This window comes from Polyangiaceae bacterium, assembly GCA_020633205.1.
In the GTDB taxonomy this organism is placed as follows: domain Bacteria; phylum Myxococcota_A; class Polyangia; order Polyangiales; family Polyangiaceae; genus JAHBVY01.
In genome coordinates, this window is sequence record JACKEB010000016.1 from 143,243 (window position 1) to 158,947 (window position 15,705).

At 66.4% G+C, this 15,705-nt stretch carries 7 protein-coding genes; 5 read left to right on the forward strand and 2 right to left on the reverse strand.

Features of this window, described 5'->3' with window-relative positions; translation table 11 throughout:
• Nucleotides 1–245 precede the first annotated feature (245 nt).
• From H6718_25300 to H6718_25310, 3 genes are all read left to right on the forward strand, one after another.
• Nucleotides 246–5,039: a hypothetical protein gene (locus H6718_25300; GenBank protein MCB9588752.1), complete on the forward strand. Its 4,794-nt coding sequence runs from the start codon at nucleotides 246–248 to the stop codon at nucleotides 5,037–5,039.
• On the forward strand, nucleotides 5,036–10,753 hold the full coding sequence (locus H6718_25305; protein ID MCB9588753.1) for a hypothetical protein: 5,718 nt from the start codon (nucleotides 5,036–5,038) through the stop codon (nucleotides 10,751–10,753). Before H6718_25300 ends, H6718_25305 begins: the two co-directional genes overlap by 4 nt.
• A gap of 79 nt (nucleotides 10,754–10,832) precedes the next feature.
• Entirely contained in the window at nucleotides 10,833–11,591 is a 759-nt protein-coding gene (locus tag H6718_25310) for a tetratricopeptide repeat protein (GenBank protein MCB9588754.1), read from the forward strand.
• Between the two features lie 96 nt (nucleotides 11,592–11,687).
• Here H6718_25310 and H6718_25315 read toward each other — a convergent pair whose 3' ends face one another.
• Nucleotides 11,688–12,107, reverse strand: coding sequence for an acyl-CoA thioesterase (locus H6718_25315; protein ID MCB9588755.1), 420 nt, complete (start codon nucleotides 12,105–12,107; stop codon nucleotides 11,688–11,690).
• 235 nt (nucleotides 12,108–12,342) lie between these two features.
• Here H6718_25315 and H6718_25320 point away from each other — a divergent pair, with 235 nt between their 5' ends.
• The gene (locus tag H6718_25320; GenBank protein ID MCB9588756.1) at nucleotides 12,343–13,656 is read left to right on the forward strand and encodes a VWA domain-containing protein; all 1,314 of its coding nucleotides are present in this window, start codon (nucleotides 12,343–12,345) and stop codon (nucleotides 13,654–13,656) included.
• Between the two features lie 468 nt (nucleotides 13,657–14,124).
• Nucleotides 14,125–15,054, forward strand: coding sequence for a hypothetical protein (locus H6718_25325; protein MCB9588757.1), 930 nt, complete (start codon nucleotides 14,125–14,127; stop codon nucleotides 15,052–15,054).
• A gap of 35 nt (nucleotides 15,055–15,089) precedes the next feature.
• Here the strand turns inward: H6718_25325 and H6718_25330 are convergent, their stop codons facing one another.
• Nucleotides 15,090–15,398: a DUF559 domain-containing protein gene (locus tag H6718_25330; protein MCB9588758.1), complete on the reverse strand. Its 309-nt coding sequence runs from the start codon at nucleotides 15,396–15,398 to the stop codon at nucleotides 15,090–15,092.
• Nucleotides 15,399–15,705: the final 307 nt, after the last annotated feature.

Here is a 15,705-nt window from a genome sequence, read left to right on the forward strand (position 1 = left end):
GCACGAATCATAGATTCGCCAGCGATGCGTGGTTGTGGGGGTCTGCGAATCGAGCGTTCTCGTTCGAGCGTTCCCTCCAGGGCGCCAATTGTTGCGCGTTCCCGCCGCTCGGGCACGAAATGGCCCCAAAGAAGGACGGGTTTGTTTGTGGGGCGAATCACAGATTCGCCGCACTAGGCACGCCGACCTAGTGTTTAATACAGTCAGTTCTGATCCATCGCCTGCCATGGCGAGGATGCCGATCGATGCCGAACCTCTCGAATCAAAACAGCTCTGGCAACGGCAACTCGCGCGAGGAAGGAACCTCCGATCCAAGCTGGATCGCCGCAACCATCGAGCGGTTGCGGGCCGAGCACGATGCCACGTCGAGTCAGGCCGCCAAAGCCATCCTGCTGCACGAGATCGGACTCCTCGAAGAGCGATCTGGAGACGAAGCGGGGGCGGCGCGCGACCAACTCCAAGCGGTGAACGCGGACTCGACCTTCCGTGAGCCTTTGGAGCGCCTGATCACCATCATCGAGCGCCGCAAGTCGTTCAAGAACCTCGGACGCTTGCTCGACCGCTTGCTGAAGATCTCCGAGCGGCCGGGAGAGCGCGCGCGAGCGCTGCTGGACAACGCCGCGTTCTTCCATGATCACGGCGAGGACCTCCATGGGGCACGTCAGGCCCTGCAGGAAGCGACGGAACTCACCCCAGAAGACCCCTCGCTCTGGCTCGCTCTCGAGTACGTAGCCTGGGCGCTCGAAGACCACGATCTGGTCGCGGACGCGCTGAACCAGCGCGCCAACCTCGAACAGGACCCGCACTGGCGTGGCCTGCTCTTGCTCGATCTCGCTGCGATGCGGGCCGAGCGCGAGGAGCACGCGGAAGCCATCGGCGCCATCGAACAGGCCGTCGAGGTCAAGGGCCCCGCGACGTTCCGGGCGTTGCTCGCCCTTGAACGAACTGCGAGGGCCGCTGCGCGTCCCGAACTGGCCGCGCGAGCTCTCGAAGCCCAGGCCACGCTGATCCTGAGCGGGCTGGAGAATCCAGATGCGGGCGCAGCGCTTGGCATACCTGAGCAACGTCTCACCAGCACCCATGCCGCGGACGCCTGGCTGCGGGCCGCAGAAGCGCTCCGCCAACACGGCGACACTTCGCAAGCGCATGAGCTACTCGGCCGCGCCCTCGAACGTCTCCCCGAGGAACCGTCCCTGCTCCATGCGCGCATGCTCACGGCGGAGTCTTTGGGCAACACCCAACAGGCCGCAGAGCTGGCGCAGCTGGAGCTGAACGCGGGTGTGACAGGCGGCGTGGCGGCGAGCCTGTGGTTGCGGGTTGCGGAGGCGGCTGCCTCTCAGGGAGACGGTCCAAAGGCGCTGGAGGCAGTAAACGCAGCGCTGGGGCACGACGCGGGCAGCATCCCAGCGAGGGTGCTCCAACTCGACCTGTTGATCGGCGGAGCGAACCCTGGTGCGCTAGCTTCGGCGCTGGAAGCGGCCGCAGCGGAACTACCCACGGACGAAGCCAAGTCACGCTATTTCCTCGCGGCAGCAGATGCGTGGGCGCGTTTGGCGGGGGACACCCAGGGCGCAAAAGCCGCGTTGTCTCAAGCCGGAATGTTCGGCGCGAGTCCAGGTGTGGTGGCGCGGGTTGCGCGCATGCTTGCGGCGCTGACCCAAGATGGGAGCTGGTTCGAGGAAGCCACTCGACGACTCCTGGCTGCGGGTGCCGAACCGGCAGAGCAGGCGAGCCTGTGGTTCGAGCTTGGCCGTCTCAGGCTGCTGCGCGGCGATCTAACCGGCGCTCGCGACGCCTTCGCGTCGTTGAGCAATGCCCCGGGCGGCAGCTGGCTGGGCCCGGCCCTCGGTGCCTTCGTACTCCCGCTCGCCCCGCGCAGCGAGGACGCGGAAACCGAGTCCCCGGCGGTGGATACGAGCGCCGCACTCACCCAGCTGACCAGTAGCGAAACGGACGCGGACGCGCGCCGCGCTTTACAAGTAGTCGCGGCGATCCGCGCACGTCTCGCTGACGACACCACCCAGGCGCGCGGCGCTCTAGAGGCGCTCCACGAGGCCAACCCAGCTGACGCTCTGGTCGCCGCCGCGCTCGCGTCTCTCCTCTCGGAAGCGCAAGAGTTCGCGGGCGCACGCGAAGCACTAGCGCGCTGTGCCAATACAACCGACGACCCGCAGCTGTCCGCCGCCCTGAATCTCGAGTGTGGATTGCTCGCTTGGCGGCAAGCGAATCGCGAGGCTGCGCTCGACGACTTCGCTCGCAGCGTCGACCTAGAGGCGGGTGCCGCAGGAACCCTGCTCGCGTGGGCACTACGCGCGGCTACCCCAGATGACGCCGACGCGCGCCGCCGAGCCCTGGAGGCGGCAAGCGAGGCCCAGGCGGAGGACCCGGACGCACTCGCAGCGCTCGCCATCGAGCGCTGGGGCGTGGAGTTCGCTGCGGGTGGCGACCCGGAAGATGGGCGGTCGGCCCTGGCGAGCATCGATCCTGGAGCTACCGATGAGCTGACCCACGCTGCGGACCTCGCAAGAGCGCTCGGCGAGGACGAGGCTGCGCTCGAACGGCTTGGCGCTCTGGGAGATCAGGCCTCGACACTCGCCAGCGCGAGCGCCTATCAGCGTGCTCTGGAGCTGGGATCGAGCGCAGGCTACCTAGAGGAGCTCGCAGCGCGCTGGGCCGAGAGGCACAACGAGCTAGGAGGCGCGAGCGCGCACCATCTAGACCCTAACTTGGAGTGGCTGGGCCAAGCGATTGCCGCAGGGAATCTAGACCATGAGGTGGAAGCACGGCGCCAGGTCGCTCGGGGGCTGTCGGGAGATGCCCGCGCGGCTCTCGACGCCAGCGCCGGCTTGCTCGAGTTGCTCTCAGGCAACGCGAGGAGCCCTTTGCTTGAGTCCCGCAGCGTGGCGGCACGACTGACGAACCTCGAGCTCGCACCTCCAGGGAGCGATCCCCGGCGCCGCGCGCGCGCGCTCGCCGGTGTGGATGACTCCCTCGGAGACGATACGTCAACCCTTGCGCTGGCCCTGGCAGGGTGGAACCAGATCGCCGCAGGCGACCTGGAGTCGGCGGAAGATTCTTTCCGCGCGGTAACGGAGGCCCTGCCAACTGAGATCCTGGGGTGGGAGGGACTGCGGGCCACTGCGGACCTGACAGGAGATCGCACCATGATGGCTGAGGCCTGTGCGGCGCTGGGCGATGCCGTCGCCGACACCAGCCTGGGCGCGGAGCTCTGGGAGCGTTCGGCGCTGATTCTGCTCGACGAGCTAGGAGACGCAGAACGCGGGGAACTGGCGCTCGCCCGCACGATCGAACGCGACATCCGTCGCGATGTGGCGTTCGACCGCCTCTTCCGCATCGTGCGAGCCCGCAAGGACGGGCCAACGCTACTTGAGCTGATCGAACGCCGACTCGAGGTGGCTGAGGATCCGGAAGAAATCGCAAAGCTCTTCTGGGAGCGCGCTCGCGTGATGCGCAAGGCGGGCGATCTAGAGGGTGCACTCACCGCCCTCGAGAACGTCACGATGCTCGAAGCCGAACACGTCGGCGCGCTGGCTTTGATGGGCGAAATCGCCATCAGCACACGGCGCTTTGAAGAGGCGGCCGAGTACCTCGGCCGGCTCGCTGAGCTCGACGAGGCTCCAGCCAAGCAACGCTTGATGAGCGGTGTCGCGGCCGTCGACCTGTACGAGAAGAAGCTCGACAACGTCGAGCAAGCGCTGAACGTGTTGTCGGCGCTCTACAAGGCCGGGCTAAGTACGTTGCCGGTACGCGAGCGACTCGCGAGAGCCGCGGGCAAGGTCGGAGCCTGGGAGCAAGCCACAGAAGTACTCGAGCAGCTGATGCAGGAGCGCGAGAGCTCTGAAGGCCGCATCGAGGCGGCCCGACTGGCGATGGCAATCCACCGCGACCGACGGGGCAAGCCCGAAGACGCAGCCTTTGCCGTCGAGAAGCTGCTGTCCGAGTCCCCCCAAGATGGCGAGGCTTTGGACTTGCTCTTGAGCGGGCTGATGCCGGAGCAGCTCCAAGTCAAGCTGGTGCCCCGCGCTCGCATGACACTGGTGGAGAGCGTCGCGCAGAACCCGACCGATATCGAGGTGGTGAATCGACTGGCTCGAGTGGCCGAAGTGATGTCAGACGCGCCGATGCGCCAAGCCGCACTGGGAGCGCTGACTGCCTTGGGGGCTGGAACTCCCGAGCTAGATCGGGAGCTGCATAGCCTCGACCAACGCGTTGCGCGAACACCGCAGATGGCAATCGAGCCCGAGGCGTTCCCAGAGCTGTTCGATCCCAACGATCGCGGGCCAATCGTAGACCTCATGGCGACCCTCGCGCCGGTGTTCGTGGAGGCGATCGGCCCGAGCTTGGCGGCGTTTGGCGTTGGCAAGAAGGACCGCATCGACCCGCGCGCCGGTGTGCCCCAGCGCAACGAACTGGCAGCCTGGACCGGCGCACTAGGCGTAGGAGATTTCGACCTTTACGTTGGCGGTCCGGATCCGCACGGAATCTCTGCCATACCAAGCGAGCGTCCGGCGATCGTGATCGGCGCCCAAGTCGGAGCGCCCTTCGATCCCGCCCGGCGCGCGCTCGCCGCCAGGGAAATCTTCGCCCTGCGTCGCGGCTCCACACTGCTCAGGCATCGCGACCCCACCGACATCGCTGCGTTGGTCGTCGCGGCTTGCCGCGTAGCTGGCGTCCAAGTGCAGTCGCCAGCGTACGCGATGCTTGGTGAGTTCGAGCGTCAGCTCAGCAAAGCCATGCCTCGCAAGCTGAAGAAGGTGCTGCCAAACTTGGCCGCTGCTTTTGCGCAATCTGGGCAGGATCCGGCCCAGTGGGTGGAGGCAGCGAGCGGCACCCTCGATCGCATGGGGGCAATCGCAGCCGGAGATGTTTCCCAGGTGTCGCTGTTGATCGAAAACGGGGCGCGCGGCGTGCCGCCTCAGACTCAGCTCGGCCAACGCCGACTGCACAATCTGCTCGGGTTCGTCCTCTCACCGGCGTACCTCGATCTTCGCGCCCGCTTGGGCATGGGTGTCCGATGAGCGACCAGGACGACGACAAGAAGCCTCGAGGTGCGGGGCGCAGCGGACGCGCTGGTGACATCGGCGCTGAACTTGGAGATCTGGACTTCGAGCCGGACGCGTTGCTCGACAGCCTGCTCGCAGACGATCCCGCGTCGACACCGCTACCCATCCCAGGCCGGAAACCAAGCTCCGTTCCCCCCGCCGCTCGCGAACCACAAGAAACGCTGCCTGACCAAGGGGAGACGGCGAACGCATTGAGAGCCCTCGGGGAGGATCCGCCAGCGACGTCACAGCGACCGGGCTCCCCTTTCCTGAGCAAGCGCCATTTCGCGACGCTCCCGTCGCGTAGCCTCGGGCCGCGCTCCACTTCCCCCCAGGCACCCCGCTCCCTGGCCCGCGAGCGCGACAGCGCACCCGACGCCGAAGAAGGCACGTTCCGCGGCTCCGGTGAGTGGTCACCGATTGGCGGCGCAGGCGAGGCAGACAGCGACGCCGCACCGGGTCCGAAGCTGCACGAGCCAGCCCACCGGCTGTTTTCCGCGGACGACGAAACGAAAACCTTCACGAATCCTCTGACCGAGGGCCAAAAGGCCCCAGCGTCGATTCCGCCCGGAGTCGTGGCTCGGCCTCGCAGCAAGCCCCCGCTGCCAGGCGCGCGGGCATCGCGCCAGGGCCCCCCTCGCCCAGCCCTGCCAGGCGCTGTGATCCCCCGACCAAGCGATGAGGCGACGCGTAAGCCCCCGGCCGTGAACCCGGCGGGACCTCCTCCCCGCGAGCCCTTCCCTCCGGCTTTCAGCCCGGACGCTCCCAAAGCGACCACGTCGGTCGATATGCCGACCCCGGTTCCCGACGGAAGCGAGGAGGCTTCAAACTACTTCAGCGACGAGGTGGCAAGCGCCATGGAGTTCGCCCGCAGCAACAGCGAACTGCCCAGCGTCGAGAGTGTCGACGATGCGGAGGCTGATGCCCTGCTGGACGCACTGGACAGCGGGCGCCCATCGCAGGCGGAACTCTGGACTGAATCCGAGGACTGGGGGGAATCCGAAGTCAACGCGCCATTCCAAGCCATTAACGGCGGCACGATGGACCCCGAGGAGGAAAGCCTCGCGGGCGAGTTCGACAGCATCCCCGCCGACGACTACGACGGCAACTACGACGACGCAGCCTTCGACGCTGAAGAAGTTGGCACCGGCGAAATCTGGGAAGACGAGCAAGAGGCCGCTCATCACCTGGCGCTCAACGGCATGCTCGACGCCTGGATCGCCAAGGCCGAGTGGTTCGAGGAAGAAGCCGAGGCCGCGGTCGACGCCGCCGCACGCACGCGTTGCCTGGTGGTCGCAAGCGAACTGTGGGCCATGGCTGGCGACGACGATCGCGCTCGCAAGGCGGCACAGGCGGCGACGAAAGGTCATAAGCATCCGCTCGCGCAACGCCAACAGCGCTGGCTCACGCAGGCAACCGAAGAGTGGAGCCAGGTGGCTGTCGCGCTCGATCAGGAAGCCATCACGAGCCCAACTCCTGAGAGTCGCGCGCACTCGGCATATTTCTGCGCAGAAATTAATCGGATCGTTTTGGAAGACGCCGATGCTGCGAGCAAGAAGCTCGACAACGCCCAACGGCTGTCGCCAACCGATCCGCGACCTTATGTATTCAAGCTGGCACGAGAGCTAGCAGCAACTGGGAGCGCCCCGAGCCTACGGCTCCCGGACAGCCCTGAGGTCGCGCCGCTTCGCGCCGCCCAGGCGAGTATCGGCGCTCGCCGAAACGCAAAGCCTGAAGCCAGTTCAGCGACGGAAGCCTACCTAACCGCCGCACGCCGCGCCCTAGCCACCGGAAACGGCAAGGAGGCTGGGCTTGCTCTGGCCAACCTGAGTCGGGTCCCCGAGCTCCGCAGCGCAGCCCGCTGGGTCTCTGCAGCGTTGCTGGCTCCCGCACCCGAAACGCGCGACAAGGCCATTGAGCTGCTCTCGGCGATCCTCTCCGAGCATTCTCACGCGGAAACCAAGCCTCCGGCATACCTACTCCATGCACTTGCGGCGCGCGCGCTGGAAGGGTCGAACTCCGAAGGCATGCGGCGCGCGCTCGCGGCGTCTGGAGACGCCTTCAGCCAAGCGGACCAGGTCGCGATGGCTCTGCTGAGCGGGAGCGATCTTCCAAGCGCCCAGCTCGCCGCTCTAGCCGAGCAACCCGGCGGCAGCGTGCTTGCTGGCGCGGCGATGGCACTGCAGAACGACTTGCAAGGACTGGGCTCGCTGGGGATTGGCGAGCCCACGCTGCGCCCGCCCCACCTTCTGGGGCGAGCCTTCAGCTCAGTCGAGGCACTCACAGCAGCGCTATCGGCGCCGACGCCCGACACCGAGCAATCCGAGGAGCACGCGGCGCTCGTCCGCCTGCTGCACATCGAGCGTGCGATCGCGAACAAGGAGTTCGCCGCCGCGGCAGACACCCTAGGCGCCCTAGCCCAGCCAGAAGCGGATACCAGCCGCCAGCTGGTCGCGGCTCTTGCACACGAACTCACGGGCGGTGCTGCGGCGGCGCTCGCGGCCTATCAACGGGCCCACGGCAAATCGCCGGCATTCGAAGCTCCTCTGCGGGCCCAAGTGGACACCAGTGGAGCGCGCAGAGCCGCGAGCCTACTGGAGCAAGGCGCCGAAGCCAGCGAGAACGAAGCACGCCGGGCGCTTCTCCTCACGGAAGCGGCGATGCGCTCCCAGCAGGACGCGCCAGAGCAAGTCATGCCCCTGCTCGAGCGAGCGAGGGATGCCGATCCTGGGCTGCCGTTTGCGTTCCGTCTGGCCGAGCTCTCGGCACGCATGGCTGGTGACCCGCAGCTGCTACTGGAGTGGATCCGTCAACGAAGAGACTCGAGCGAGGATCCGATCGAGAAGGCTCACGACCAAGTGCGTGAAGCGCTCCTCACCGCCGACGAGGACCTCTCCGGTGCCGCAGACCTGATCGCCCTTGCGGCAGAAGAGCGCCCCGGCGACGTGGGCCTCAGAGAGCTCGGAGAGCGTCTGAACCCCGGCAGCAACTTGGACCGAGGTGCCTGGCGAGAAGCCGCGGCGGCCGTCGCCGAAGGACCAGTAAAGGCCCGACTGCTGCTCGAAGCTGCGCTCAACTACGAGCGCGAGGGAGACAGCGAAGCAGCGGCCCGTGCTGCGCGAGCAGCTCTCGAGGCGGGTGGTGGGGCTCTCGCGGAGATCGCCCGTGAGCGGACCGCCGCGGGGACCTCCGAGTCCGCGGATCTCGCCGACCTCTTGCTGAGCCAGGCCAAGGCCGAGACCGATCCCGCGAAGGCGCGCGCGCTGTATGAGCGCTTGAGTCAGCTCGATCTGGCGCGCGGCGATCAATCGAGCGCGCTGCTCTGGCAGTCGGCGATCTTGGAAGACTCGCCGAGCTACCTGCCGGCGCTACGTCAGCTCGAACACGCGTACCTCGCGGCCCAACGGGACGAAGACCTCGTGTCCATCGAGCGCGCGCTCTCGACGGCGTTGCCAGGCTGGAGCGGCCACGCCCACGCCATCCTCGCCACGCGTCTAATCAAGAAGACCGACGAGTGGCTGAACGCGAAGGACGTCGTCTACGGCACGAATCACCCGACCCCGCGCCCCTACTGGCTATTGCGCCAGCTCGCGGCGTATGCGCAGGCCACGGGCGACGACGGAAAGGCGTTCGAGGTGCTGAGTGAGCTGGCGTCGCAGAGCGACGCAGATCTCGATGCGTCCACCCTGTGTCTCCGCGCGGCAGAGACCGCCGCCCGCCTCACCCAGCGGGAAGAAGCGCGTCTGCTGTTGAATCAAGCCATCGATCGCATGCCAGAGCACCTGGTTGCGCTCACCACTCGCGCCGACGTGTTGGAAGCGAGTGGGGACGGCCCCGCCGCAGCAGCTGCGCTCGAGGCGGTCGCGCAAGCCAGTAGCGTAGAGCGCCATCGGCTCGAGGCCTGGTACCAAGCTGGTTTGCTCTGGCTCGACCGTGCGGGCAACTCAGAGCGCGGGGGAGCAGCTCTCGAACAGGCCGCGAACATCGACGTCACCCACGGTGATGTCTTCGAGCGCCTGCGCCAGCTCTACGTGGATCAGAACGAGCGCTCGAAGCTCGCGGCCTTGCTCGAGTCACGCCTCGCACGCACTAGCGACCCATCCGAGCGAGTTGGGCTCGAAGTCACCCGTGCTCAGGCTCTGGCGGAGATTGGCGACCGCGGCGCTGCCCGCGCTGCCCTCGCTGCGGCACTTGACGCAAACCCCGAGCACGTCGAGGCGCTGCGTGCGTTCGCAGAACTCTGTGGTGACGAAGCCGACTGGCCAGAGGCGGAGCAGGCCTGGATCCGCCTCGCGCGGCACACTCAGGATCAAGCCAAGCAAGCGGAGATCTACCGCAAGCTTGGCGAAATCTACGAGCAGCACATCCCAACCCCTGATCGCGCTGAGCTCTCTTACCGCGAAGTGCTCAAGCGCCTGCCGCAAGACGTGCAGGCGCGCGAACGGCTGGTTCAAGTCTACTCCGCCGCAGGCAACGCCGAGCGAGCCCTGGCTATCCAAGAGGAGCTGGTTGGGATCGCTGAGAGCGCCGACGACAAGCGCACGCGCTCCCTCGAGCTTGCGGTGATCTACGAACAGGTGGCGGGGGACAAGCGCAAGGCAGAGGCCATCCTCGAGCGGACGCGCAAGGCAGCGCCGACCGATCCCCTGGTACTGCGCGCTCTGGCGGAGTTCTACTCGCGCACTGGGGAGACCCGCGCACTCAACGTGCTCTTGGATCGCACCGCAAACGACGCGCGACGCGCGCTTGGCACGGGGCGCTTTGATCCAAGCTTCTTCGAAGCGTTGGGGAGCGTCGCGGAAATCCGCGGGGATATGGATTCGGCGCTCGTGGCAAGCGCAACCCTACGTGCCATCCAAGGCGGCGACCCACTAGCCGTGCGGGGTGGGGGCGCAGTCGCTGGCCAACCGCGGTTCGACGATCTGCTGGCGCCGGATCTCCTGACGTTGCCGCTCCGCTCCTTCATTCAGAAGACCGGCAACGCCCTCGACGGCGCCTACGGCATGGACTTGCGCTCGATGCGTGCGCAGCCACTCCCCCAGGAAATGCAGGGCTTCAAGCAGCAGATCGCCCAGCTCGCGATGAGCTACGGGATCCACAACTTGGAGGTCCTGGTCGCGCCGCACATCGGCAAAGCCGTGCAGCCAGCGAGCACGAACCCACCCCAGCTCTTGATCGGTAAGGAGCTGCTCGATGCTCAGGACGAGGCGGTGCTCTACTTCCTCGTCTTCCGTGCGCTGAAGCTGATCCAGGCGAACGCTTGCGCGCTCTCCCGCACGGCCCCCATTGACCTTTGGCCGGTCGTCGCCGCGCTGCTCAGTCTCTTCGCCGACAACTGGCAGCCTCAGGGCGCAGACGCAAAGAAGTTCGCCGTCGCGCAGCAGCGCATCCGCGCGAGCTTGCCTCGCACTTTGGATGATGACGTGCCGGTACTCGCCCTCGAAGTGATCGGGAGCATCGGCAACCGCGCAAGTCAGCTCGCCACGTCCCTGCACGAGTGGGGCAACCGCACTGCACTGCTCGCGATCGGCGACCCGCGGGCGGCTCTGCGAGCGATATCTGGTGGGGAGCTCCCGGAGGACGACGCGGAGCGCGCCAAGTGGGTCACTCGCAACGCCGAAGCCCGCGATTTGGCGGTATTCAGCGTTAGCGAGAAGTACGCCCAGGCTCGCCAGGCGCTCGGCCTGTAGCGGTCGCTGTCCACAGACTGGCAGGCCTCATCCGACACACCGTGGGTGTCGCCCGGGCCAGCTGCGCTAGACTCGTCGTATGTGGCGGTGGTGGTCTCTCGGTGCGCTCTGCCTGCTATGGCCAGCCGCTCTGCATGCAGCGCCTACGGGTCGCTTCCCGGATCCGCCCGGCAAGAGCCCGAGCGAGCCGAAGCCAGTAGCTGCAAGACCTGCCGCGCATCCTCCAGCGGCGAAGCGTCCACCGCCGGCAGCGCCCGCGCCCGCGGAGAGCTGGGCGACTCGCAGCGCGCGCCTACTCTCCGAGCAAGCCGATGCGTTGGCGCGAAGAGGTGAGTTCGCTCGGGCGCTGACCGTCTACCACCAGGCGATCGTAATGGACCCGAGCTTTGCCGAGGCCTACTTCGGTCTCGGAAAGCTGCGTCAGCGCCAAGGAGACACCCAGGAGGCGGAGCGCATCTACACCCAAGCGGCGCGCCTGCGCAACGCTGGCGCCAAGGCGTTCGAACTCAGGGCGCGCCTGCGCTACGTTTCCGGACGGCAAAGCGAGGCGCTAGTCGACCTCGCTGAGTCGTTGCGGCTCGAACCGGAGCACGTCCCGCGCCTCGAGTTGGCAAGCCAGTGGTACGTGGCTCAGCAAGCCTGGCCAGCGGCGCTCGCGGTCTGGAGGCGCCTGCTCGGGGTCTACCGCGAACGGGGACAAGACGACGCCGCGCGACGCGCTCAAATCCAGGTCCAAGCCCTGACGATGCTCGCGGGAGACAGCGACCCGGTGAGCGCTCCCAACCACACCGGCTGGGTTCCGAACGCACTGCGCCACATCTCACTGCGCGGCGGTTGAACGCCTCGATGCACACCCGGTCGGGGTACAAGCAGTGGTTCTCCTCGCGGAGACGTCCACCTGGCTCCAGGGTTTGGGGGTGAGGTCAGGCGCAGCTCAATCGGCGCCCCCCACAGGCGACAGGTGCCTCGCGCACAGCTCGCGCACGTCGTCTGGCATGGGTGCGCTGACGACGCGCTGGAGATCCGTCCACACCACCGTCTGGTGGACCGTGGCGCATAGCTCCGCTCCACGCACGAATCGGTAGCTGAGCTGCAAGCTCCGACTGCCAAGCTTCGAGACGCTGAGCTCCACCTCGAACGTATCGCCGTGGCGCAACGGCGCGATGAACTGACTCTCGAGTGCTACACACGGCAGCCCTAACCCCCGCCCGCGAATCAGACCGGCGTAGCCTCCGCTGAGCTCACCGAAGAAGTCCTCCATGGCCTCATGACAAACCACGAGGAAGTTCGGGAAAAACATCAGCCCAGCGGCATCGACCTCTTGGAAGCGCACCTGGCGTTGGTAGCGAAACATCGCCGATACGTAGCCCGAATCGCGGGTGCGTTGGGGTGCGGAAGGCTGCCACGGGCTGTCCGCGGTGGCGCAAGTCTGCGCACGACATCGCCACGCAGGCATGCCGAGTACATCATCCCACATCGGTGCTGACGTGGTTGCCGAGCCGTGGATTACGCCAGATCCGTGGACGATTTTTTCCGTGTGAATGCAGGTCGGATTTGCGCTGCCACTGCGGATCTCCGAAACTACTGTCATGCGCCCCCTCTTGATCGGATCCTTGTTTCTTCTCGCCTCCCCCCTATGTCTGACGGTCGCCTGCGGTAGTTCAGGTGACTCCGCAGGGGGCGATGGTGGCTCTTCATTCGGCGGCAGCGGCGGCTCCAGCGCTGGCACGTCGAACGGTGGCTCCAGCGGCTCGAGCAACGGCGGTAGCGCTGGCTCCAGCAGCGGTGGCACCACGAACGGTGGCTCGTCCAGCGGCGGCACCGCGAACGGCGGGTCCGGCGGGAGCAGCGGTTCCGCAGGGAATGGCGGCAACGGCGGTGTAGAAGACGCGGGGATCCCGGACGTCAACTTCACGTATGACGCGCCGATCGTTACCGAGGATGCATGCGCAGCGACGCGCATCGAGGCGGACCCGATCCCCCTCGACATGTACATCGTGCTCGACGACTCCGGCAGCATGGGCAGTGACTGCAACGTTGGCAGCGGCACTGCGTCCAAGTGGTGCTACGCGGTGAACGCTCTGGACTCGTTCTTCAGTGCGCCGGAGTCGGTGGGCACGGGCATCGCGCTGAACTACTTCAACAACGGAGACAACTGCGCGAACGGGCTGTCCACACCTCCGTCGGGTGGCAGCGTCGCGTTTAACATCCTGCCCGCCCATTTGTCCGCGCTGCGTTCGTCTCTGAACTCCAACGGTCCGACTGGTTCAACCCCCACCGAAGCTGCGTTGCGTTCGATCGTCAACTACACAACCGCTCAGGCCGCGGCACGTCCCGGCCGCACGATGGTCGGTGTTCTCATCACGGACGGCCAGCCTTCAGGCTGCTCGTCCAACAACACGACTCTCAACAACATCATTCGCAACCACTTCAACAACACGGGCATTCCGACCTTCATCATCGGCATGACCGGAGCATCCTTCGGCTCCCTCGAGGCGTGGGCGAACGGTGCCGGCGCGACCCAGCACACCACGTACTGTGGTGGCGCGAACCCCTGCTACAGCTACAACGTCGCCAACGGCAACGGGACCGTGTTCATCGACGTGCTCAAGGAGATCCAGAAGGCGGCCGTCGGCTGCACGTTCAACGTGCCCACTCCGGACTCTGGCATTCTGGATCCCAACAAGGTCGACGTGGTCTACACCCCGGGCGGCGGCGGAGCGGCGCAGACCCTCACCCGCGTGACCGACCAGAGCCAGTGTGGCACTGCGCCAGGCCAAGGTTGGTACTACAACGACAACACCAACCCCACGCAGATCCTCCTGTGTCCGGATGTCTGCACCACGGTCTCTGCTGATAGCGGCGCCAAGATCGACGTGGAGCTCGGCTGCCTCGGCAGCTGACCCCTAGCAGCACTCGACCGCGCGGAAACGGGCAACCGTTTCCGCGTTTGCGCTTTGTCGCCGAGGCCAACCGAGCCGTCCCCTCACCACTCGTGTGCTCCCAGGTCGAACAGGACGTCAGTGCAAGGTCCCTGTTCGAAGAGCCTTGTGAAGAGACCTAGCATTTCTCGACGGAAACGCCCTGTGGCTGCTTGGGCACGGGATCTAGCGCTACGAGCTCGGCGCGGACAAGGCGATCGAGATCGAAACTCCCGACAACACGTAGCAGCTGGGGCAGGTCCGAGTTCGCCGTCCCATCCAATGCCTTCCCTCTCCCGTACAATCGACACACCCGCAGTTCTGCGGACCGCGCTTGTCTGCGGTCTGCTTTTGGCCTGCGCTGAGCCGCGCGCCGCACGTACACCCGAGCAGCAGTCTGCAAAGTCGAGTCCGAAGGCTGCGCTGCGCCATCCAGCGCCGGTCAATCCGTTGGACAGGGTCACGTGTCCGCAGCCGACTCAGCGCTACGAAGTCGACGGCTGGAAACACTTCGCCATCGCTGGCGACCGCACCTTCTACGTTGGCAAGGCCGACGGACCTATTGCTATCTCGAGCGACGGAGGACGGACTTGGCACAAGCACGCAACGCACATCCCCAATCTGACGTCGTTGGCCGGCCGAGTCTGGGGCTTCGAGCACGAGGTGCCGCTGCACTCTGGGACCGCTCACGGTGCGATCTACTATCCCATCCGCAAGGAAACATGGAAGCGAGTCGACGTCTTCGCTAGGGACGGCGTGCTCCCGACGGGCCTCTTCGAATGCGGAGAAGCCGTGTGCGCGACATCGAGGCGCGAGGAGAGCCTGTGGCGTGTCCCCGCTGACCTGAATGCGCCGCTCGAGCGCATACCCATCCCGCACGGGCTCTCACCGCTGGGCGAGGTGTATGCGCAGAGCCTGTTTCGCGGCAAGACGCGGGTACACCTCACCGAACGCAGCGAAAACGTGGAGCCAGGCTGGTTTGGGAACGTCAGCTGTGATGGAGGGCGCTGCTTCGCGTCAGCGCTAGACCAATACTACCGCATTGACGCCAAGAGCATGCTTGCGACCCCTTTTCTGACATTCGCTGCGCTGGACCAAGCCCTGTCCAAGTGCCGAGGCACAGCGGTCCACTTCTCCCACGGCGCAGAACTCGCGTGGAACTCACTGTTGTACGTCCCCGGGATCCTCACGGAACACGAGTCGCAGTACAGTGTCACGCTCCGCATCGCGCCAGACAGCGTCCGCGTCTTGGACGGTGGGAGCGAACCCGCGGTGCTCGGGCAGGGTTCGCTTTGGCTAGTCGGTCCTGGGTTGCGACGAGTACGCCCAAACTCGCACACTTCAGAACTCCTCTTGGATCCCGCCACAGCGGACTTTTAGCAAGACGCCGTCTTCGCCTACTCAGGACTACACAGCTAGAGCTCAACCCCGTGCAGTTCCTCGAGGATTCGACGCACCACATTGACGAGATCTTGATGGACGGCAGCCGAGCAGAAGCGCAGCGTGCGGTAGCCAAGGCGCGCGAGGTCGCGGTCCCGGCGCGCGTCCGCGGTGGCGCAGTGGCGGGGGCCATCGAGTTCGACAATGAGGCGCACATCTCGCGCTAGGAAGTCGGCGATGTATTGCCCGCCAACGACAACCTGACGGCGGAAGGTGAAGCCCAGGCGCTTGCCCCGCAGGGCGAGCCAGAGCCGCGCCTCACTGGGCGTGGGGGCGCGGCGCATCTCGTGAGCGCGAGACTCAAGCCAAGCACGCCGCCGCGCCCGCGCGCGGAGAGCATGGGGGCTACGATCACGGTGGGGATTGGGATGAGGATGGGGCATGGGGTTTTCCTTCGCTGCCTTTCCGCTCGGGGCCGCCGAGCGCGACCCCACGCGCAGAACGCATGCCGCGCTCCACCTCCCAACCCCCTACTATCCGTGCGGCAACTGCGCGGCAGGCGTTGTGCGCGCCCGAGGGCGCGGCGGCCCCGAGCGGAAAGGCGCAACGAACGCGCAGAAGCGGCCACGCCAAGCCGTTCCGCGAGTCCCC